The organism is Paenibacillus sp. 32352 (assembly GCF_002042965.1).
GTDB lineage: Bacteria > Bacillota > Bacilli > Paenibacillales > NBRC-103111 > Paenibacillus_S > Paenibacillus_S vulneris.
Genome location: NZ_MZNT01000006.1, coordinates 203,925 through 223,372, shown reverse-complemented (window position 1 = coordinate 223,372; position 19,448 = coordinate 203,925). Strand labels below are relative to the sequence as shown.

Annotated in this window: 19 protein-coding genes and 1 riboswitch; of the genes, 17 read left to right on the top strand and 2 right to left on the bottom strand. The window is 53.3% G+C overall.

Features of this window, described 5'->3' with window-relative positions; translation table 11 throughout:
* Positions 1-2 precede the first annotated feature (2 nt).
* From B1728_RS16150 to B1728_RS16100, 11 genes are all read left to right on the top strand, one after another.
* Positions 3-1,856, top strand: coding sequence for a CotH kinase family protein (locus B1728_RS16150; RefSeq protein ID WP_079911266.1), 1,854 nt, complete (start codon positions 3-5; stop codon positions 1,854-1,856).
* Positions 1,857-2,065: 209 nt separating this feature from the next.
* Positions 2,066-2,169: riboswitch (purine riboswitch) on the top strand.
* A gap of 164 nt (positions 2,170-2,333) precedes the next feature.
* Positions 2,334-2,930, top strand: coding sequence for a xanthine phosphoribosyltransferase (locus tag B1728_RS16145; protein ID WP_079911265.1), 597 nt, complete (start codon positions 2,334-2,336; stop codon positions 2,928-2,930).
* 13 nt (positions 2,931-2,943) lie between these two features.
* Positions 2,944-4,239 carry a nucleobase:cation symporter-2 family protein gene (locus tag B1728_RS16140; protein WP_079911264.1) on the top strand — a complete coding sequence of 432 codons (1,296 nt, stop codon included), beginning with the start codon at positions 2,944-2,946 and terminating at the stop codon, positions 4,237-4,239.
* Positions 4,240-4,414: 175 nt separating this feature from the next.
* Entirely contained in the window at positions 4,415-4,678 is a 264-nt protein-coding gene (locus tag B1728_RS16135; RefSeq protein WP_079911263.1) for a hypothetical protein, read from the top strand.
* Between the two features lie 217 nt (positions 4,679-4,895).
* Positions 4,896-6,476 carry a stalk domain-containing protein gene (locus tag B1728_RS16130; protein WP_079911262.1) on the top strand — a complete coding sequence of 527 codons (1,581 nt, stop codon included), beginning with the start codon at positions 4,896-4,898 and terminating at the stop codon, positions 6,474-6,476.
* Positions 6,477-6,696: 220 nt separating this feature from the next.
* Complete coding sequence (locus B1728_RS16125; protein ID WP_079911261.1) at positions 6,697-7,140, top strand: MarR family winged helix-turn-helix transcriptional regulator; 444 nt, start codon at positions 6,697-6,699, stop codon at positions 7,138-7,140.
* A 97-nt stretch (positions 7,141-7,237) separates the two neighbouring features.
* Positions 7,238-7,639 carry a DoxX family protein gene (locus tag B1728_RS16120; RefSeq protein WP_079911260.1) on the top strand — a complete coding sequence of 134 codons (402 nt, stop codon included), beginning with the start codon at positions 7,238-7,240 and terminating at the stop codon, positions 7,637-7,639.
* A 34-nt stretch (positions 7,640-7,673) separates the two neighbouring features.
* Complete coding sequence (locus B1728_RS16115) at positions 7,674-8,294, top strand: nitroreductase family protein (protein ID WP_079911259.1); 621 nt, start codon at positions 7,674-7,676, stop codon at positions 8,292-8,294.
* 59 nt (positions 8,295-8,353) lie between these two features.
* Entirely contained in the window at positions 8,354-9,298 is a 945-nt protein-coding gene (locus B1728_RS16110) for a ring-cleaving dioxygenase (RefSeq protein WP_079911258.1), read from the top strand.
* Positions 9,298-9,915 carry an alpha/beta hydrolase gene (locus B1728_RS16105; protein WP_079911257.1) on the top strand — a complete coding sequence of 206 codons (618 nt, stop codon included), beginning with the start codon at positions 9,298-9,300 and terminating at the stop codon, positions 9,913-9,915. Before B1728_RS16110 ends, B1728_RS16105 begins: the two co-directional genes overlap by 1 nt.
* A gap of 29 nt (positions 9,916-9,944) precedes the next feature.
* The gene (locus B1728_RS16100) at positions 9,945-10,556 is read left to right on the top strand and encodes a flavin reductase family protein (RefSeq protein ID WP_079911256.1); all 612 of its coding nucleotides are present in this window, start codon (positions 9,945-9,947) and stop codon (positions 10,554-10,556) included.
* A gap of 104 nt (positions 10,557-10,660) precedes the next feature.
* Here the strand turns inward: B1728_RS16100 and B1728_RS16095 are convergent, their stop codons facing one another.
* Complete coding sequence (locus B1728_RS16095; RefSeq protein WP_079911255.1) at positions 10,661-11,710, bottom strand: LLM class flavin-dependent oxidoreductase; 1,050 nt, start codon at positions 11,708-11,710, stop codon at positions 10,661-10,663.
* Positions 11,711-12,078: 368 nt separating this feature from the next.
* Here B1728_RS16095 and B1728_RS16090 point away from each other — a divergent pair, with 368 nt between their 5' ends.
* The 4 genes from B1728_RS16090 to B1728_RS16075 all read left to right on the top strand — a co-directional run bounded on the left by B1728_RS16090 (position 12,079) and on the right by B1728_RS16075 (position 14,989).
* Positions 12,079-13,146 carry a YeeE/YedE family protein gene (locus B1728_RS16090; protein WP_079911472.1) on the top strand — a complete coding sequence of 356 codons (1,068 nt, stop codon included), beginning with the start codon at positions 12,079-12,081 and terminating at the stop codon, positions 13,144-13,146.
* A 12-nt stretch (positions 13,147-13,158) separates the two neighbouring features.
* A complete protein-coding gene (locus B1728_RS16085; RefSeq protein WP_079911254.1) occupies positions 13,159-13,383 on the top strand; it encodes a sulfurtransferase TusA family protein in 225 nt (74 codons plus the stop codon).
* 275 nt (positions 13,384-13,658) lie between these two features.
* Positions 13,659-14,309, top strand: a complete 651-nt coding sequence (locus B1728_RS16080) for a DsbA family oxidoreductase (RefSeq protein WP_079911253.1) — start codon at positions 13,659-13,661, stop codon at positions 14,307-14,309.
* A gap of 41 nt (positions 14,310-14,350) precedes the next feature.
* Complete coding sequence (locus B1728_RS16075) at positions 14,351-14,989, top strand: NAD(P)-dependent oxidoreductase (protein ID WP_079911252.1); 639 nt, start codon at positions 14,351-14,353, stop codon at positions 14,987-14,989.
* 120 nt (positions 14,990-15,109) lie between these two features.
* Here B1728_RS16075 and B1728_RS16070 read toward each other — a convergent pair whose 3' ends face one another.
* Positions 15,110-15,931, bottom strand: a complete 822-nt coding sequence (locus B1728_RS16070; protein ID WP_079911251.1) for a class I SAM-dependent methyltransferase — start codon at positions 15,929-15,931, stop codon at positions 15,110-15,112.
* A gap of 193 nt (positions 15,932-16,124) precedes the next feature.
* Between B1728_RS16070 and B1728_RS16065 the strand changes: the two genes are divergently transcribed.
* A complete protein-coding gene (locus tag B1728_RS16065) occupies positions 16,125-16,700 on the top strand; it encodes a TetR/AcrR family transcriptional regulator (RefSeq protein ID WP_079911250.1) in 576 nt (191 codons plus the stop codon).
* 12 nt (positions 16,701-16,712) lie between these two features.
* Positions 16,713-19,394, top strand: coding sequence for a phosphoenolpyruvate synthase (locus B1728_RS16060; protein ID WP_079911249.1), 2,682 nt, complete (start codon positions 16,713-16,715; stop codon positions 19,392-19,394).
* Positions 19,395-19,448: the final 54 nt, after the last annotated feature.

The following is a 19,448-nucleotide window of genomic DNA, read 5'->3' as shown; positions in this document are numbered from 1 at the left end:
GAATGAAAGCGAAAGCAATAACGCTTCTTCTATGCATCTGCCTGATCTTGGGGATAACCGGATGTGGGGTGACGGGCGGCAGCGGCGTGGCCGGAACTGGCAGTGCTGCGGCGACAAGCGGCGTCAGCTCAAGCAAGTCGGATAAGGAGAAGAGCATAGATGAGAACGTATTTCCGAAGGATAAAGTCATTGATGTGAACATTACGCTTGACCCGGATGATTTTCAAGATATGCTGGACAATGCCAGCGCGGAGGAGTTCAAGACTGCGTCGGTGGATTATAACGGCAAGCATATAGATCATGTGGCCGTCCGGACTAAGGGAAACCTCAGTCTGCGCAGCGTCGTCAATTCGGATTCGGACCGGTACAGCTTCAAAATCGCGTTTGACGAATATATCTCGAGTCAAAGCCTGGAGGGCATTACCAAAATCAATCTGAACAATAATTACAGCGATCCCACCTATATGCGGGAGTTTCTAGCCTATGAGCTGGCTGAGCAGATGGGCCTGCCGACACCTAAATATTCCTATGTCAACTTGTACGTCAATAACGAGCTGAAAGGCTTGTACCTGGCTGTAGAGCAGCTAGGGGAGTCCTATCTCGAGCGGAATTTCAGCAGCTCCAACGGAGCTTTGTACAAAGCGAACGGCGGTAACGGCAGTGAATTGAATTGGCTGGAAAAGGCGAGCGCCTATACGGGACTCGATCTGAAGTCGGGCTCTACAAAAGGAGAAGAGCTTCTGGCCATGGTCAATGAGCTGAACAATGGAACCGATTATGAAAAGGTGCTGGACGTTGAGGAGGCCCTGAAATTTATCGCCCTTAATATGGCTACCGCTAATATGGACAGTTATTTGGGAGGCAATAAGCATAATTATTATTTGTATGAAAATAAAGGGATATTCTCTATACTGCCCTGGGATTACAATATGGCGTTCGGCGGCCTTGGTGGAACGGGGATTCTGATGGATGAGCCGACCCAAGGGGCTGTAGCGGACCGGCCTTTGGTCGATAAGCTGTTGAAGGTCGACAAGTATAAGGAACAGTACCATCAGATTGTCAAAGAGATGGTGCAAGGATACTTATCCGAGGATAAGTTTGCCGCGCGTGTCCAGGAGCTGTCCGATCTGATCTCGGATGGTGTGGCCAAGGACCCAACGGCCTTCTATACCTATGACCAGTACCAGCAGGGTATCACCCAGCTCCAATCATTTAATTCGCAAATGGTTTCCAGCCTGACGAAGCAGTTGGACGGTACAAGTCCTTCTTCTGGCGACGGTTCAGGAAGCGGCGGCGGCATGGGAGGCGGTATGCCCGGAGGTATGGGTGGCGGCGTGCCCGGCATGGGCGCCGGCAATAACAACGGCAAAAAGGGCCAGCAAGTGCAGGCCCAAGCGGCCGCCGTCAACGGGCAAGTCCAGCAGAACGGCCAAGGGGGACAGCAGGCGCAGAACGGCCAAGGGGGACAGCAGGCGCAGAACGGCCAAGGGGGACAGCAGGCGCAGAACGGCCAAGGAGGCCAGCAGGTGCAGAACGGCCAAGGAGGCCAGCAGGCGCAGAACGGCCAAGAAGGCCAGCAGTTGCAGAACGGCCAAGGGGGACAGCAGGCGCAGAACGGCCAAGGAGGCCAGCAGGTGCAGAACGGCCAGGGAGGCCAGCAGATGCAGAATGGCCCCGGAGGCCGTCAGGGCGGCCCTGGAGGCGGCTTTGGAGGTCCGGGAGGCGGCCCTGGGGGACCGGGAGGCCAGCAGCAGCCGCAGGGAAGCGCCAGCGAAGCTATGATGGCTGGAGCTGCTTTTATAGCCTTGCTAGCCGCTTGCTTTATCGTAGTGTTTTATAAGCGCAAACGACTCTAATTCCAACCAAGAAGCCAGGGGGCATGTCGGCAAGTCTCCCTGGTTTTTTGCCGTATATTATGGCCTGTCGAGCATCAATCCGACAGGAAAACCGGCGGACGCCCCAGTTCATTCCAAGGGAAATACTCCATGCTCCGGAAGCCCGCGAATCTTGTCGATTTATGATAAATTTCCTCTTGAAACGATAGATACTAACGTGTACTATAGACAAAGATAACTTCATATGAACTCGTATAATTTTGGGGATATGGCCCATAAGTTTCTACCGGACGACCGTATGAATCGACCGACTATGAGTGAAAAGCGCATCTAGGGTTCCGTTTCTATTTCCTGATGGAGTAGAAGGGCTGGTCCGAGCGATGCGGGCACGGTTGCGTGCTACACCAACAGGGACAAAAACCCAGAAGGACAGGCTTCACTTGAGGAGTGCTCAAGGAGCCCTGTCCTTTTTTTTCATGAAAAGGGGCGAACACAGTTATGAAATTACTTCAAGAACGCATACGTCAAGAGGGACTGATCCTGTCCGATACCGTATTGAAGGTGGATTCGTTTTTGAATCATCAGGTGGACACTCAGCTTGCGCTGGAGATCGGCAAGGAATTCGCGCGTATTTTCGGGGGCAAGACTATTACCAAGGTACTTACCATCGAGGCCAGCGGCATTCACTTTGCCATGGCTGCGGCCATCGCGCTAGGCGTTCCGTTTGTTTATGCCAAGAAGAAGAAAGCCGTCACTCTCGCTGAGAACGTATACTCGGCACCGGTACATTCGTTTACCCGGCAGGAAACGTATCAGGTTAGCGTTTCCCAGAAGTATCTGAATCGGGGCGACAAGGTGCTGATCGTCGACGATTTTCTGGCTACCGGCGCGGCGCTGGTCGGACTGGTCGATATCGTGAAGGAATCGGGCGCTGAGCTGATGGGCGTCGGGTGTGTCATCGAGAAGAGCTTCCAGGAAGGAAGGGGCCTTCTGGAGGGGCGGGGCGTAGAGGTTCACTCTTTGGCTCGAATTGCTTCGATGTCGCCGGGTGAGGTTCATTTCATAGAGGATCAACCTATAATCCAAAAGGTCTAGGGGAGATTAAAGAATGTTAAGCAAACAAAAGGTAGTGACGCTAGGCTTCCAGCACGTGCTGGCCATGTATGCCGGGGCCGTTGTCGTGCCGCTGATCGTGGGGGGAGCGCTGAAGCTGACTCCCGCCCAAATGGCTTACTTGATCGCTGCCGATCTGTTCACATGCGGACTCGCTACGATCCTGCAGGTCATGGGAACCCGATTTTTCGGAAGCCGTCTGCCGGTCGTGCTGGGATGTACGTTTACGGCAGTGGGACCGATTATCGCTATCGCATCAACCTCGAATTTAGCGACCACGTACGGGGCCATTATTATATCCGGCCTATTCGTCGTTCTGGCTGCGCCGCTGTATGGCAAAATGCTCAAATTTTTCCCCACCATCGTAACCGGATCGGTCGTAACGATCATCGGACTTTCGCTGATTCCGGTCGCTATGAATAATGCCGCAGGCGGACAGGGCGCCCCGGATTTCGGACAGCCCCACAACCTGCTGCTGGCTGTGATTACGCTGCTCGTAATTTTGCTGGTGAATCGGTTGGCCACAGGCTTCCTTCGCGCTATATCGGTGCTTATCGGCTTGGTGGTCGGTACCGTAATCGGTTATTTCATGGGCATCGTGCATTTCTCGTCGGTTGGCGAAGCATCCTGGTTCAGCATTGCACAGCCGTTTTACTTCGGTATTCCTCAAATTAGCATTACCGCTATCGTGACCATGATTATTGTCAACATCGTGAGCATGGTGGAGTCCACAGGCGTTTATTTCGCCGTAGGCAAAGCTACGGATCAGAAGGTCGAGCAGAAGCAAATCGTGAACGGGTTGCGTTCCGAAGGCTTGGCGATTATGCTGGGCGGTATTTTCAATGCTTTCCCTTACACCGCTTTCTCGCAAAATGTCGGCTTGATCTCTTTGACCCGTGTGAAGTCCCGGGATGTTATTTTCGCCGCGGGCGGGATCATGGTCGTACTCGGATTGCTGCCTAAGCTGGCTGCGTTGACGACGGTCATCCCGAATGCCGTACTTGGCGGAGCCATGATCGTGATGTTCGGGTCGGTTGCCGCTTCCGGTATTTCCATCTTATCCGAGGTGGATCTGCGCAAAGAGCGGAATCTGCTGATCGCCGCTTGCAGTATCGCGGTCGGTCTGGGCTCGGCAACGCTGCCTCAGATGTTCGACCAGCTGCCGGACTTTGCCAAGATGCTGCTGCAAAACGGCATCGTATCCGGCTCCCTGACAGCCATTGTATTAAATCTGTGCTTGTCCAGCTCCAAGGATGAAGCCTCATCCGCGGCGGATCCTAAAGCCGCTTAAGTTCATGCTGCTACAAGCATTCTATTGACCGATAATAAGCCTCCGTTTGTGAAAGAAGCTTCTTTTACGGACGGGGGCTTTTTGCCGGTTAAGAAACCTGAGGGAATAGAAATTTAGGTCGTAAGCGCAAATTATGTTACAATGGCACTAAAAAGACAGTAAGGGGATAACGATCATGAGCGAAGCTATTAACGAACAGGAGCTTGTACAGTTCATTGCGGATAAGACGAAGGTGGACGAAGCGAGCATCAGGCTGGTTTTGAAGCATGAGCAGACTTTTATCAATAACGCCAAGGAAGATGATATCGACAGCGATGAGATTGTAGATTATGTAATGAGCCGCAAGGATGTCAAATTGGACGAGCTGACGGTCGAAACCATTCTGGATCTGGAAATGGACTACCTGACGGAAAAGGGCATCGTCACCTATATCGATTAATTCAATGCCGTACATAAAGACTCTTATCCCTTAGTGGATGGGAGTTTTTTGCTGCTTACGCATGTCTTTTCCGCTTGGCTTCTTCCTGTCATGCGGCGATAGTGCGAAAAGAGTTAAGATTCCCTCCCGATTGGTCGATATAACAAGTAGGAGTTTCGACACCTGATGGAAGATTTTATATAATAGAGACAGGATGTACAGGGAGGGATAGCCGGGTATGAAGAAACGATACGCCATGCTATCGGCTTGTTTGCTGTGGGGCGCACTGGCGCTGCCCTATTCCGTGAATGCCGCGGCGGAACGGCCGATACGAGTATATTTGGACAATAAGCTGGTCAAATTCGAAGTACAGCCGGTGCTGGAAAATGGGACGACGCTCGTGCCTTTCCGGGCTATCTTTGAAAAGCTCGGGCTGACTGTGGGCTGGGATGCCGACACGCAGACCGTGACAGGCACCAAGGATGGCTTGACGATCGAGTTGGTTATCGATGATACGGATGCCTATGTGAATGACGAGCTGAGTGAGCTGGAGCTGGCGCCGCGGCTGGTGGACGGCAATACACTCGTTCCACTCCGGTTTGTGGGTGAAGCCTCCGGCAAAGAGGTCAAATGGGTTCAGAATACATCCACCATTTATTTGACTACGCCCAAGAGCACAACCACACCGGGGAAAACCGGAAGCACCGGGGGAACGGCGAATCCGTCCAAGCCGACAGACACGACTACGGACAGCTCCAAGCCTGTAAAAGGGGAATACGTGTACCCGAATGGAGATAAGTATACGGGAATGCTCGTCGACGGATCTCCGGAAGGGAAGGGCAAGCTGGTCAATTCGATCGGGAAGGTGCTGTTTGACGGGACAATGGCGGACGGCGTACCGAAGGACGGCCGTTCCAAGAGCTATTATGACAACGGCCAGCTGGAGACCGATGCCGCTATGAAGGACGGCGTGCTGAGTGGAGCCGGGAAGCAGTATTCGGCAGCGGGAAGCCTGGTTTTCGATGGAACATTCTCAAACGGGGAGCGCTCTAACGGTACTCTGTATTACGAGAATGGGGACAAATACACGGGCCCGTTTGATAACGGACAGCCTAGCGGCCGAGGCAAGCTGGTATATAAGAACGGAGACGTCTATGAAGGCGACTTTGTTGACGGCAAACGGGACGGCAAGGGAACCTACACCACGTCCAAGGGCGAGAAGATTACAGGGGATTTCAGAAACAATATGATGGACGGCATGATCTCCTATTATGATAAGAAGGGGACATTGCTGTCCGTCAGCGAGTACAGCAATGATGTTCTGATCCGGAAAGTCGAGATAGGGAATGATACGACGACGCTGCCCAACACCAATCCAGGCTCGCAGTCCGATCCGATAAAGCAGGAGAATGAGCGGCACGAGAAGGCTCTTTACGAGATTAAAGAGAGGTACAATCAGGACCGGAAGCAGCTGGAGGACCAGCTCGCACAGGTGCGCAAGGATAGTCCCGGGGCTTACTCCAGCCAGGCATCCTACGATAAAGCGCTTGATGAAGCGCGAACGAAGCATAAGGAGATTTTGGATAAAATCAATTCGCTCTCGGGAGACAGCTCCAAAACAGCGGAAACGGCGAGAGCCGAGCTGGAGAAGCAGCTGGCTGACGCCCAGACGCTGATCGACCAAATCTTTAAAAAAGGAGCGGCCCAGCAGCAGATCGAGTCGTTAAAAACCCGTTTGAACGAGCTGAGAGACGGTTACACGGCGGAATTGAAAAAGGAAAACGACCGCCACTCCTATGCAATCAAGCAGTTAAAATAATCAGCGTAAGAACAAAGCCTGCGATAGCGGGCTTTTTCTTATAAGGAAAGGGAAACGACGGATGGACGCACCCAACAAAGGGCAAATTAACGGCTGCTGGAACAAATCCGAAGGAGAAATGCCGGAAGGAAATAATTTTAAAAATAACGTGTTGACAAATAGATCAAAATAAAGTATCTTAAATTTAAGACATTTGATCAACACATCGGAGGTGAGCAGGATGGCACAGGATCGCGAGGCTTCCCTGGACTTATATATCGCACTATCAAGAGCAAGCCAATGGGTGAATGCACACGCCGATCGGGATATCCGAAGTCATGGATTAAATAGAACCGAGTTCGGGGTTCTGGAGCTGCTGTACCACAAGGGGGCGCAGCCCATTCAACAAATTGGCGGCAAAGTACTGATGAGCAGCGGCAACATAACCTATGTGGTAGATAAGCTGGAGAAGAAGGAATTCGTGCAGAGGAAAGCTTCTACCGAGGATCGGCGTCTCATCTTCGCTGAGATTACCGATAAAGGCAAGCAGTTCATCGACGACGTGTTTCCTCAGCATGCCGAGGTCATCGAGAAAGCGGTGGAAGGACTCACCCTCGAGGAGAAGCGGGTCGCAAGCCAGCTGCTCAAGAAGCTCGGCAAGCACGCACAGGGTCATTTCAAGTAGTTCTGCACAAAACTGCAGATAACTGCTTTCATTTTTACCCAATATCTTAAAATTAAGATTCTTTAAATTGATAAAACCAAAAACGGAGGGATTTCAAATGAGTATTGCATTAGGGTTATTGATTGTACGTCTGGTTATAGGCTTGACCTTTGCGGGGCATGGAGCCCAGAAGCTGTTCGGATGGTTCGGCGGCTACGGGCCTAAAGGAACCGGGGGCTGGATGGAGTCGGTCGGCATTAAGCCGGGCGTGCTGATGGCAGTATTATCCGGGCTGATGGAGCTGATCGGGGGCTTGCTGTTCGCTGCCGGCTTGTTCACAGAAGTAGGAGCCGCGCTGATTGTCCTCACGATGCTGGGCGCTATAGTTAAGGTCCATGGGAAAAACGGCTATTGGGCAACCTCCAACGGCTATGAATACAATCTGATGCTGATTGCCGTAGCCGTAGGCGTAGCATTGATCGGTGCAGGAGCTTATTCTTTGGATGCTTTGATCCGCTAATTTTTTGAAAAACATAGGATGGAGTGAGCCTGTTATGAGCGAATTTACAACGTTATTGAAAGCACGCAGATCGGCAAATAACTTTATTCCCGGTGTGGAAATACTGGATAAGGAGCTGGAGGAGCTGTTCCAGCTTGTCAAATTCGCTCCGTCCGCCTTTAATCTGCAGCATACGCACTACCTTGTCGTGAAGGATCCGGAGCTCAAAGATAAAGTATACGAGGCGGCCAACCGGCAGTATAAGGTCAAAACCGCTTCCGCGGCGATAGTCGTCCTTGGCAACAAGGATGCCTACAAGGAGGTGGCTGCGATCAACGAAGGCCTTCTCCAGCTAGGGGTCATGAGCAAGCAGGAATATGACATGACCGTCGAGTCGGTTCTTGGGTTTTATGAGGAGCGAGGGGAAACGTTCAAGCAGGAAGAAGCGATTCGCAATGCCAGCTTGTCTGCTATGCTGTTCATGCTCGCCGCGAAGGATAAGGGCTGGGATACGTGCCCGATGATCGGGTTTGATCCGGAGGCGCTTCGCAGAGAGCTTCATATCCCCGATAACTACGTCCCGGCCATGCTGATTACGATCGGCAAGGAAGCCAGTCAAAGACCGCGCGGCTACCGCAAGCCGACCGGAGAGTTTGTCAGCTACAACACCTTTTGATAGATCGCAATTTTACTAATACAACATTAATTAACCATAGATAAAGGAGAGATTTTACAATGACTAAAACAGCTGGAATTCATCATATTACCGCATTCGTACGGAATGCACAGGAAACCGTCGATTTCTACTCTGGTGTGCTTGGTTTGAGACTGGTTAAAAAAACGATCAACTTCGATGCGCCGGAAGTGTACCACTTGTATTTCGGAGATCAGATCGGAAGTCCGGGCACGATCATTACGTTCTTCCCCTATGCTGGGTCCCGTAAAGGCCGTATCGGCGGTGGGCAGGTAGGAATTACCTCGTATGTGGTCCCTGTCGGCTCGCTGGAGTTCTGGGAAGCCCGGTTGAAAAAGCTCGGCGTTTCTGTGATGAAGTCAGAACGATTCGGCGAGCAGTACCTTCAATTCTCCGACAAAGATGGGCTGCGGCTTGAAATTGTCGAGAGAGAGGAAGGAGCGCCTAGCCAATGGTCGTTCGGGGGCGTTCCGGCTGAGAAAGCCATCAAGGGGTTCGGAGGCGCGGTTCTGTTCAGTACGGCCCCGATTCAAACCGGCCAATTGCTGGAGCAGGTCATGGGGCTTCAAAAAATCGGCCAGGAGGGATCATATACCCGCTACAAAGCGACAGGTGACTTGGGTAACGTAATCGACGTGAACGTAACTCCGATGGAATATGGGCACGGCGGAGCAGGAACGGTTCACCATATCGCATGGCGGGCTAAAGACCATGAAGAGCATGAGCTGTGGAGAAGCAAAGTGGAGCATAGCGGCTTCCGTCCGACTCCTATCATTGACCGTCAATATTTCAATGCTATCTACTTCCGTGAAGAAGGCGGAATCCTGTTCGAGATTGCTACAGACCCTCCAGGCTTTGCACGCGACGAGACACCGGAGGAGCTGGGTGAGAAGCTGATGCTTCCCGCATGGTACGAGGCGAACCGTCCGCAAATCGAAGCGAATTTGGATCCTATCGAAGTACGTGTATTGGAGGGCGATGAATAATGAGGCATCTATTTCAAAAAGGAACTGACAGCGAAGCACCGGTGCTCGTGCTATTCCATGGTACGGGAGGGACGGAGCGAGACCTGCTGCCGATAGCTCAAGCATTGTCGCCGGGCTCCTCGGTATTAAGCCTCCGCGGCAATGTGCTCGAAAACGGAATGCCGCGCTTCTTCCGCCGGCTGGCGGAGGGAGTGTTCGATGAGGAGGATCTGATCTTCCGTACGAAGGAAGTCTATGATTTCCTCGATCAGGCTGCCGCAGAGCACGGCTTGGACCGCCGGAATTTCGTGGCAGTGGGCTATTCGAACGGCGCTAATATCGCCGGCAGCCTCTTGTTCCACTATCCGGATGCGTTCAAGGGAGCGGTCCTGCACCATCCGATGGTTCCGCGCCGTGGAATCGGATTGCCGGATTTGAAGGAGGTGCCGGTCTTTATCGGGGCCGGTATGAACGACCCGATCTGCTCGCCGGAAGAGACGGAGGAGCTAACGTCGCTGCTTAAAGGAGCAGGAGCCTCCGTCACCGTCCATTGGGAGCGGGCAGGGCATCAGCTGACCCGTACTGAAGTGGAAGCAGCAGCCGAGTGGTTTCGGGAATCATTTGGATCGGCTCAATGAGGACTACTTAAACGAAACGGGGTGCTTCCTTGATAACCATCCATCCTAGTGAGATTAGTGAACGGGAAAGCTATAAGCTGCTTATCGGGAGCATCATCCCAAGGCCCATTGCCTTGGTGACGACGCTCTCCTCCCAAGGGGTAGTGAACGCGGCGCCCTTTAGCTACTTCAATATTGTTACCGCAGATCCGCCTATGATTTCGGTCTCTGTACAAAGAAAGCAGGGCCGCAGTAAGGATACGGCCCGTAATGCGGCGGCTACGGGAGCCTTCGTTGTTCATATAGCGGACGAAGCCTATATTCGCGAGATCAATCGGACGGCCGCTTCACTTCCGCCGGAAGAGAGTGAGGTGGCCTGGGCAGGGCTGTCTACTGTAAAGAGCGACATGATCCCGGTACCCGGTATTGCTGAAGCGCGAATCCGAATGGAATGCCTGCTGGAGCAGTCCATTCCACTCGGCGGCACGCCGGAGATGCCCGCTGCCGATCTGTTAATCGGCAGGGTGGTATGCTTTCACATCGACGAGTCTGTCTACGATCACGGCCATATCAAGGCGGATACGTTGAAGCCGGTAAGCCGGCTTGCCGGAGCCAGCTACTCGAAGCTGGGCGAGCAGTTCGTGCTGGATCGCCCGGAATAACGCCTTAAATAGAAAGAAAAAGGAGCAGCCCTAAACTGTACCTCCGTTGTTAGATAGGTGTCTAACAATTGGGGTGCAGTTCACGGGAATGCTCCTTTTTTGCGTTAAGCCATGGTGTTTCCTCTAACGTCCTCGGCGATAATCTGATAAGAGCGCAGGCGCGCTTGATGGTCATAGATCTGGCCTGTAATGATAAGCTCGTCGGCCTGCGTTTGATTAAGGATCTGCTGCAGCTTATCCCGGACGGTGTCTTTGTTACCGGCAACGGAGTAGCTCAGCTGCCTGCGGACGACCGCCTTCTCCTGCTCGGTCCAAAGCGCATCCATATCCTCAACCGGCGGCTTTAATTGGCCCGTTCTGCCGCGAATGATGTTCAGGAACTGCTGCTCGTGCGAGGTAGCCAGACGTCGGGCTTCTTCGTCCGTTTCCGCAGCGACGACGTTGACGCCGACCATCGCGTAAGGCTCATCCAGCACCTCCGACGGGCGGAAGCTGCTGCGATACAGCTGCAAGGCAGCCATCAGGTAGTCCGGCGCAAAATGGCTTGCGAAGGCAAACGGCAGCCCGAGCTGACCCGCCAGCTGAGCGCTAAAGCCGCTGGAGCCGAGAAGCCAGATCGGAATATCGAGGCCTTCGCCGGGCACCGCTCTAACGCCCATAGGCCGGGAGTCGATGGCCGAAGGATTCAGATAAGCGCGCAGCTCTGCCAGCTGCTCGGGGAAATCGCTGCCGTCGCTGCCAAGGCCGCGGCGTAAAGCGCGCATGGCGGGCTGGTCCGAGCCCGGCGCTCTGCCAAGACCAAGATCGATACGGCCCGGATACATGGACTCCAGCGTTCCGAATTGCTCTGCAATCATGAGAGGAGCATGATTCGGCAGCATGATGCCGCCGGAGCCTACTCTGATCTTGATGGTGCCGGCAGCAATATAGCCGATCACGACAGAGGTTGCAGAGCTTGCGACCCCAGGCATATTATGATGCTCTGCGAGCCAGTACCGGTGATAGCCCCATGCTTCTGCATGCCGGGCCAGATCCAGCGAATTCCGGAAGGAATCGGCCGGTGTGCCGCCCTCCCTTACCGGGGCCAAATCCAATATAGAGAAAGGGATGTCCTGCAGCCGTTTGGCAGCGGCTCCTGCAGTTGCTTCGTTCACTAGAGTCACTCTCCTTTATGTTTATCCTAAGAAATCGACGCGAGTCGGGCTTAGGTTCATCGATGTGGGATCCATCTGGTAATGATAACATGATTCCCTATGATGCCCTCAGCATGAGAGCCAATAATTTGTAAGACAGTCTCTAATGATAATTATTATATATTATATACATTAATACAAGTACCCACCTTTTTGTTAGATAGTATACTTTTTATACTAATGGGATTCGTCCACCCCGCTTGAAAATATAGGGCAGGAAGGAAATATTGTTCATTGACTCCCGTTCTTGTTATGCTACAATGATCATACAATAAATCATATCGAATTACTCGGATATTAAATGAGAGAGGAGAATCGTTGTGGGACAAATGATATGTACCGGTCTGTTATGCGGTGCGCTGTTGGGCTTTGTGATGCAGCGTGGGCGATTTTGCTTGACCGGCGGCTTCCGGGATATGTACTTGGCCAAAGATAACCGGATGTTCTACGCGCTGCTGATTGCTATCGCTATTCAAAGCATCGGTGTTTTTGCACTTATACAGATGGGACTTATTCAATTTAAGGCAGGGGCGTTTCCTTGGCTGGCGACGATCGTGGGTTCGTTTATCTTCGGGATCGGGATCGTATTGGCCGGGGGGTGTGCTACAGGGACCTGGTATCGGGCCGGGGAGGGCCTGATCGGCAGCTGGATCAGCTTATTCGGCTACATGGTAACGAGCGCCGTCATGAAAACCGGCGTGCTGGTTCCGGTGAATGACAGCTTCAAGGTATTCGCCGCTCCGACGAATTCCATTCCGGCAACGTTCGGGATGAGCGTATGGCCGTTCATTGCGCTGCTGACGCTGATCACCGTATTCCTTGTAGTAAGACATCTGCGCAAGCCCAAAGTGATGATCCCTTCGATGAAGGCCAAAAGATCCGGGCTTAATCATCTGCTGTTCGAGAAGCGTTGGCATCCGTTCGTTACGGCTATTCTCGTAGGGGTGATCGCACTGATTGCGTGGCCGCTAAGTGAAGCGACCGGAAGAATGTCCGGGCTCGGGATTACGACGCCGACTGCGAATATTTTGCAATACCTGATTACCGGCGACAGCAAAAAATATTTGAACTGGGGAGTGTTCCTGGTTCTCGGGATTTTCGCCGGCTCCTTCATCGCGGCCAAAGCAAGCCGGGAGTTCCGTTTCCGGGCTCCTGATGCGAAGGTGGCCGTGCGCAGTATGCTCGGCGGCGTGTTGATGGGTTTCGGCGCCAGCCTGGCGGGCGGCTGCTCCATCGGCAACGGTCTGGTCATGACCGCCATGATGACTTGGCAGGGCTGGATTTCCTTGCTGTTCATGATCCTTGGAACATGGACGGCATCCTACTTCATCTTCGTCCGTCCGCGTACGAAAACAAGCAAGCAGCCTGCGGCAGCTCTTAAAACGACTACAGCATAGGAGGAATCCGAGATGAAACATACATTGGAAGTGCTGGGCATGGTGTGCCCGTTTCCGCTGATTGAAGCGAAGGAAGCGATCCAATCCCTGAACAGCGGGGATGAGCTGATCATTAATTTCGATTGCACCCAGGCGACGGAGAGTATTCCTCGTTGGGCAGCTGAAGAAGGGCATACGATTACCGAATACGAACAAATCGATGATGCTTCCTGGACCATTACCGTTAAGAAAAAATAAAGTCGATAGCAAAAGAAGGCATCCTGTTATGATAGACGGGGTGCCTTTTGGCGTAAATAAATTTCGATGTGAAGCAAGGAGAAAAACAGGGTTGACAATATACATCGATTGTAACTATAATAGTTACAGGTGATGGCCGTTCAGCTTCATAAGCTTACATTCAAGCAATAGCAGGCGGCTGTATTTTTTTAATCAAACTTGTAACTGTCATGGTTACATAGTGAGATAGCTTACTTCCCTCTGAATAATCCATGAAAGGAGTTGAATACTACGTTATGACTCTGAAGATCCAAGCCTATTCGGATTTTATTTGCCCCTTCTGTTTTCTGGCTAAAGGACCGCTGGATGAAGCGGTGAAAGGAAAAGAGGTAGAGGTAGAATGGATGCCGTTCGAATTGCGGCCGAGTCCGGCGCCTCCTATCGATCCTTGGCAGGACCCTTCAAAGCTGAAGGGCTGGGAATCTTTCATCATCCCTACTGCACAGCAATGGGGAGTGGACATGAAGCTTCCCCGCGTGTCGCCGCACCCATATACAGGGTTGGCTTTTGAAGGCTACCATTACGCCTCGGAGCAGGGCAAGGGCAATGATTATATAGCCAAGGTGTTTCAGGCTTTTTTTCAAGAAGAGCAAGACATTGGCAGCGTGGATGTCCTGTCCCGGCTAGCATCGCAAATTGGGCTGGATGAAGAGGAGTTTCGGGAGGCTCTGGGGAGCCGCCGATACCAGCAAGCTCAAGAGCGGGCCCTCCGACACGCATACGAGGAGGCTGGTATTACGGCAGTGCCCACCTACATCATCGGGGATGAACGGCTGCAGGGGGCGGTAAGCAAGGAGGTTCTGGAGCAAGTGATCGCACGCCAGCTGGCAAATAAATCGTCCGGATTCTCCGGTGGTTTGCAGTGCAAGAGCGATGAGTCTTGCTAATCATATCATTCATATAAATCATGCTATGGGAGGAAAATAAAATGAAAATCGCAGTAATCGGAGCCGCAGGGAAAGCGGGAAGCCTCATTGTGAAAGAAGCTGTAAGCAGAGGGCATCAGGTAACCGCTATCGTAAGAAATGCATCCAAATTACAGGATAACAGCATCGCGGTAATGGAGAAGGATGTATTTCAGCTTACATCGGAGGATTTGAAGGGGTTTGACGTGGTCGTGAACTCTTTCGGCGCACCTGCCGGTCAGGAGCACCTGCACGTGGAAGCGGGAAGAGCATTGATTGAGTCGCTGAAGGGAGTGCCGCAAACAAGATTGATCGTTGTAGGGGGAGCAGGCAGCTTGTTCGTGGATGAGCAGCAAACAGTCCGCTTGCTGGATACCCCGGAATTCCCTAAAGAGTACTTCGCTACGGCGTCGAACCAAGGCAAAAACCTTGAGGATCTGCAGCAGTCGACCGGTATCCAATGGACCTTCATCAGTCCTTCGGCCTTCTTTAATCCGGAAGGAAGAAGAACCGGCGCGTATCAAAAGGGCAAGGACAACCTGCTTGTAAACTCTCAAGGACACAGTCACATCAGCTACGCGGATTACGCGATTGCCGTTGTAGATGAAATCGAGAAGCCGCAGCATATCAACGAACGTTTTACCGTTGTTGGGGAAGCTTAAATAAACGAAGCCTCAAAGACCTTTTCGTCTTTGAGGCTTTTTTGCTTGCAGCTGTCCTGTTGCCCGCCGTTATACCCGCCATTTCATCCGGTAACCGCCTATACAATGGTTGAATCGCGATTATTTCACGCCAAGCCGCATCCGGTAGCTGAACATCACGTCCAGTGTTCTTCCTTTGAAATATTCTTCGACTTCCGCTCTAAATGCAGCGATATCGGCGTCGAGATCGGTCGCTCCCAGCTTGAAAACGGTTTGAAGCCCGCCTTGGCTTAATGTCAAACCGATATAACGCTCGGCATCGCATGTTTCCATGTTGTGGAACACAATTTCTTTGGAAAAGCGGAACCTGCCGCTCCCGCGGATGCTCTGCAAATGTTTATCTTTGCTCCATCTATGGGCCTGCTCCGATTGCTGGACAAGCCGGGCGATCGTGTCATCCGCTTTTTGAATCAGGTTATTGTACTTCTCCTCAATGGTCCAGGTGAGCGTCGGCGGCCAGTCGCAATCGTAAGCGGCGAACACTCCGCCTGTTACCAATACCCGTGCAATTTCATTCAAGGTGCTTACCGGCTCCATCCAGTGAAAGGACTGGGAACACGTTACAATATCGACCGAATCGGACTCCATGCCCAGTTCATTAGAGTATCCTTTCACAAAGGAGATGTGGCTCGCTCCATTCAAGGAGCTGGCCTTCTGCAGCGCTTTTCCTCTCATATCGTCATTGGGCTCGACTCCGATGACACGCTCGGCATGGTCCTTCCAAATAAAAGAGGACAACCCCGTACCGCATCCAATATCGGCCACGACCGAGGGCTTACGGCCCAAGTAAGCCGTAACGATCTCAATCACTTTGAGCGGTGCCTCAGGGCGGTTGCGGTCATAAGTATCTTCATAGCCTGAAAACCGATCCACATTGCTCTTCCAATTGCCTTCCGGTATCATAGGTACCCTCCGTTCCTGACTTCGTCTTTTTTGAAAAAAGAATCTTAAGCTGTACCTGTATTGTACCAAGCCTTTCAAAAAAGGTTCAATAGCCTGGCTTGTCCTCCATTGACGCTAGGAATCCGAAATTGTAAAATGGAAACCAAGGGGGAACTATTCGGTTTCCACGGTTTCTGGTTTGGAGGTTATCGGAATGGATGACATCATCCGTACGCGCATTGTGCACGCGGCTGCCGAGCTGTTCAAGGTAAAAGGCTACCGCAGTGCAACCTTGAGCGAGCTCGCTTCGCAGCTTGGAATGAGCAAGAAGACGTTATATATGTATTTCACAGGCAAGGAGCAGATCGCTGAAGCGGTTATAGAGCTCATGCTGTCCGCCATCGAGACGAAAGTAAAGGAAGCCAGACTTCAAGGCGGCAGCCCGCTGGAGATCTTTCGAACTGCCTTTCGAAGCATTCGGCGGGAGATTACGCAGCTGAACCCGATGTTTCTGGAAGACGTTCAGAAATTCGTCCCCGGGTTATGGGAGCGGATTGAGCAGTTTCGCACCAGGCAGCTTTCCTTTTTGGAAGGCTTGCTCGTGCAGGCCCGGCAGGAAGGCTTGATCCGGGAGTTGAATCCCAAGCTTACATCCGTCATCATGCTGGACAGCATCCAGCGGTATGTAAGGCCGGATTTCGCAGCCAAGCACGGGGTTGCGATTATGGACGTCGCAGACACATTATTCACATTGTTATTCGAAGGAATCCGAACGAACGACAAGGAATAGGAGGCGTGCGGAATGAACGGTTTTGTGCTTGATTTTCAGCAGCTGGATAAGTCCAGTTTGCCGCTGGCAGGAGGTAAGGGGGCTAATCTGGGTGAGATGACTCGCGCCGGGTTTGCCATTCCTCCCGGCTTTTGTGTGACGACGGCGGCCTACCGGGCTTTTATTGAACAGTGCGACCGGATGGAGGACTATTTTGCACGGCTGGATAGCGTAAAGGCCGATCAGCTGGAAGAGATCACGGAGCTCGGCAGCGCTATTCGCGGGTATTTGGTTACGGTAGATATGCCGAAGCCCGTCGAGGCAAGCATTATCAAGCACTGGCGGCAAGCTGGCGACAGCAAGGCGTATGCCGTTCGTTCCAGCGCTACGGCGGAGGATTTGCCCTCCGCATCGTTCGCGGGCCAGCAGGATACCTATCTGAACGTGCGGGGAGAGGAGCAGCTGCTTCAATCGATCCGCCGGTGCTGGGCATCCTTATTCACGGCGCGCGCGATTTCCTACCGGGCGAAGAACGGCTTCGATCACCGTTCCGTTCTGCTCTCCGTCGTCGTGCAGCAGATGGTATTCCCCGAAGTGTCGGGCATTATGTTTACTGCAGACCCCGTCAGCGGTCATAGGGGGACCGTTTCGATCGATGCCAGCTTCGGGCTCGGCGAGGCTCTGGTGTCCGGCATTGTCTCGGCCGACTTGTATCAAGTACGCTCCGGGAAAATCATAAGCAAGAGCATTGCGAAGAAAAAGGTGGCGGTCTTTTCTTTACCGGAGGGAGGGACCGAAACGCGCCCTGTGCCGGATGAGATGCAGGAGAGGCAGGCTTTAAGCGATGAGCGGATTCAAGAGCTCGCCGCGCTGGGCCTAAGGATTAAGAACCATTATGGTACCGACCAGGATATTGAATGGTGCTATGCCGAAGGCAAGCTCTATATTGTGCAGAGCCGGCCTATTACATCGCTCTATCCACTGCCCGAGGTTCCGGTTGGCCCCGGCGAATCCCCTCACCTGCTTGTCTCCTTCGGGCATCAACAAATGATGACGGACGCGATGAAGCTTATGGGATTGTCCGTACTGCGTACGGTGGTTCCCTTCGGCAAGCCGTCGGTTCGCGAGAAGAGCGGGCTGGCTTATACCGCAGGGGGCAGACTGTTTATCGACATTACGAAGCTGTTCCATGTGAGGCAGGCCCGCAGGTTGTTCCCGAAGCTGCTGAGCGGAATCGATGAGCTGATGGCGAGCGGCGTGGCCGACTATATACAGAGAGATTCCTTCGTACGGGGATTAAAGCCCGAGCCCGGGCTAAAGCTTCATATTATGAAGTTTGCCGGCCCCATCTTAATCCGAGCCCTCAGGAATCTTCTGTCAGCCTCTCCTCCTCAAATGGCTAAGGAAGCGACCGATTGGACGGATGCCTTCGTGAGGCAGGGAAAGGAGCGGCTGGAAGGGGCCAGCGGCGAAGAACGCATAGTACGCGTGCAGGAATTGGCCGGGTCGATCCTACTCACGCTATTCCCCCGTGTCATGCCTTACCCGTTGTCGGGCATCATCGCTTCCAAACTGATTAAGGCTATGGCGGAGAAGTGGCTGGGAGACAAGGAAGCGATCCATGCGCTGAACAAATCGCTGCCCGGCAATGTAACGAGCGAGCTCGGGCTGATGATCGGCGATTTAGCGGATGCGGCGAGGCAGCATCCCGAGGTTGCCGAGATCATCCGGCAGGGGGATATCGGCGGCCTGAGGGCTCGGCTGGAGCTGGCTGCAGGCGGGGAGGCTTTCCTAACGCAGTGGGATCGATTTATGGAGCTGTACGGCATGCGCTGCCCCGGTGAAATCGATCTGACACGGCGGAGATGGCGCGATGAGCCGGGAGCGCTGCTGCCGGCTATCGAGAGCCATATGCGGACGATGCAGCCGGGTGAGCATAGGGAGCGCTTTGCTCAGGGAGCACGGGATGCCGAAGCCGCGGCCCGCGAGCTCGTGAACGGGGTAAGGGCCCTGCCTTTCGGCTGGTTCCGGGCGAAGCTCATGTCACGGATGATCCGGGTGTTCCGCCATGCGATGGGGATCCGGGAGCATCCGAAATATACGATGATCCGCTTGTTCGGATTTATCCGGCAGGCGCTGCTGGACGAGGCGAATGCGCTGGTCGACCGGGGCGTGCTGCAGACGGAGGAGGATATCTTCTACCTGACGCTGGATGAAGTGCTGGAGCTGACCCGGGGAAGGACGATGGCTCGCTTGCAGCAGGAGATAGAAGAGCGGAAGCGCGACTATGAGAGCTTCCAGGGGCTTACTCCTCCTCGCCTCATGACGAGCGAGGGCGAGATCATCACGGGCAGCCTTCGCCGGAAGGATGTGCCCGAAGGAGCCCTGCTCGGCACGCCGGTATCGGCCGGCGTCGTGGAAGGGATCGCCCGCGTCGTGCTGCGCCCCGACGAGGCCAAGCTGAACAAGGGCGAAATCATGATCGCCCCGTTCACAGACCCGGGCTGGACGCCGTTATTTCATTCGGCGGTCGGCCTTGTCATGGAGGTCGGCGGGCTGATGACTCACGGCGCCGTAGTGGCTCGTGAGTATGGAATTCCGGCCGTCGTCGGCATTGAAGGAGCTACTGCCCGGATTCAGGACGGCGACAGAATTCGTCTGGATGGCACCCGCGGCTATGTGCTGGTGCTGCCGCCGAACGGGAACGGGCAGTAGCTCGTTATAGCAGTACGCGTAAATAAAGACGCCATTCCGGCTGTCATCGGGAGA

Bases quoted from the DNA above. Each gene is read 5' to 3' on its own strand.
- B1728_RS16150 (WP_079911266.1), top strand. From the start codon at position 3: ATGAAAGCGAAAGCAATAACGCTTCTTCTATGCATCTGCCTGATCTTG.
- B1728_RS16145 (WP_079911265.1), top strand. From the start codon at position 2,334: ATGAAATTACTTCAAGAACGCATACGTCAAGAGGGACTGATCCTGTCC.
- B1728_RS16140 (WP_079911264.1), top strand. From the start codon at position 2,944: ATGTTAAGCAAACAAAAGGTAGTGACGCTAGGCTTCCAGCACGTGCTG.
- B1728_RS16135 (WP_079911263.1), top strand. From the start codon at position 4,415: ATGAGCGAAGCTATTAACGAACAGGAGCTTGTACAGTTCATTGCGGAT.
- B1728_RS16130 (WP_079911262.1), top strand. From the start codon at position 4,896: ATGAAGAAACGATACGCCATGCTATCGGCTTGTTTGCTGTGGGGCGCA.
- B1728_RS16125 (WP_079911261.1), top strand. From the start codon at position 6,697: ATGGCACAGGATCGCGAGGCTTCCCTGGACTTATATATCGCACTATCA.
- B1728_RS16120 (WP_079911260.1), top strand. From the start codon at position 7,238: ATGAGTATTGCATTAGGGTTATTGATTGTACGTCTGGTTATAGGCTTG.
- B1728_RS16115 (WP_079911259.1), top strand. From the start codon at position 7,674: ATGAGCGAATTTACAACGTTATTGAAAGCACGCAGATCGGCAAATAAC.
- B1728_RS16110 (WP_079911258.1), top strand. From the start codon at position 8,354: ATGACTAAAACAGCTGGAATTCATCATATTACCGCATTCGTACGGAAT.
- B1728_RS16105 (WP_079911257.1), top strand. From the start codon at position 9,298: ATGAGGCATCTATTTCAAAAAGGAACTGACAGCGAAGCACCGGTGCTC.
- B1728_RS16090 (WP_079911472.1), top strand. From the start codon at position 12,079: ATGATATGTACCGGTCTGTTATGCGGTGCGCTGTTGGGCTTTGTGATG.
- B1728_RS16085 (WP_079911254.1), top strand. From the start codon at position 13,159: ATGAAACATACATTGGAAGTGCTGGGCATGGTGTGCCCGTTTCCGCTG.
- B1728_RS16080 (WP_079911253.1), top strand. From the start codon at position 13,659: ATGACTCTGAAGATCCAAGCCTATTCGGATTTTATTTGCCCCTTCTGT.
- B1728_RS16075 (WP_079911252.1), top strand. From the start codon at position 14,351: ATGAAAATCGCAGTAATCGGAGCCGCAGGGAAAGCGGGAAGCCTCATT.
- B1728_RS16070 (WP_079911251.1), bottom strand. From the start codon at position 15,931: ATGATACCGGAAGGCAATTGGAAGAGCAATGTGGATCGGTTTTCAGGC.
- B1728_RS16065 (WP_079911250.1), top strand. From the start codon at position 16,125: ATGGATGACATCATCCGTACGCGCATTGTGCACGCGGCTGCCGAGCTG.
- B1728_RS16060 (WP_079911249.1), top strand. From the start codon at position 16,713: ATGAACGGTTTTGTGCTTGATTTTCAGCAGCTGGATAAGTCCAGTTTG.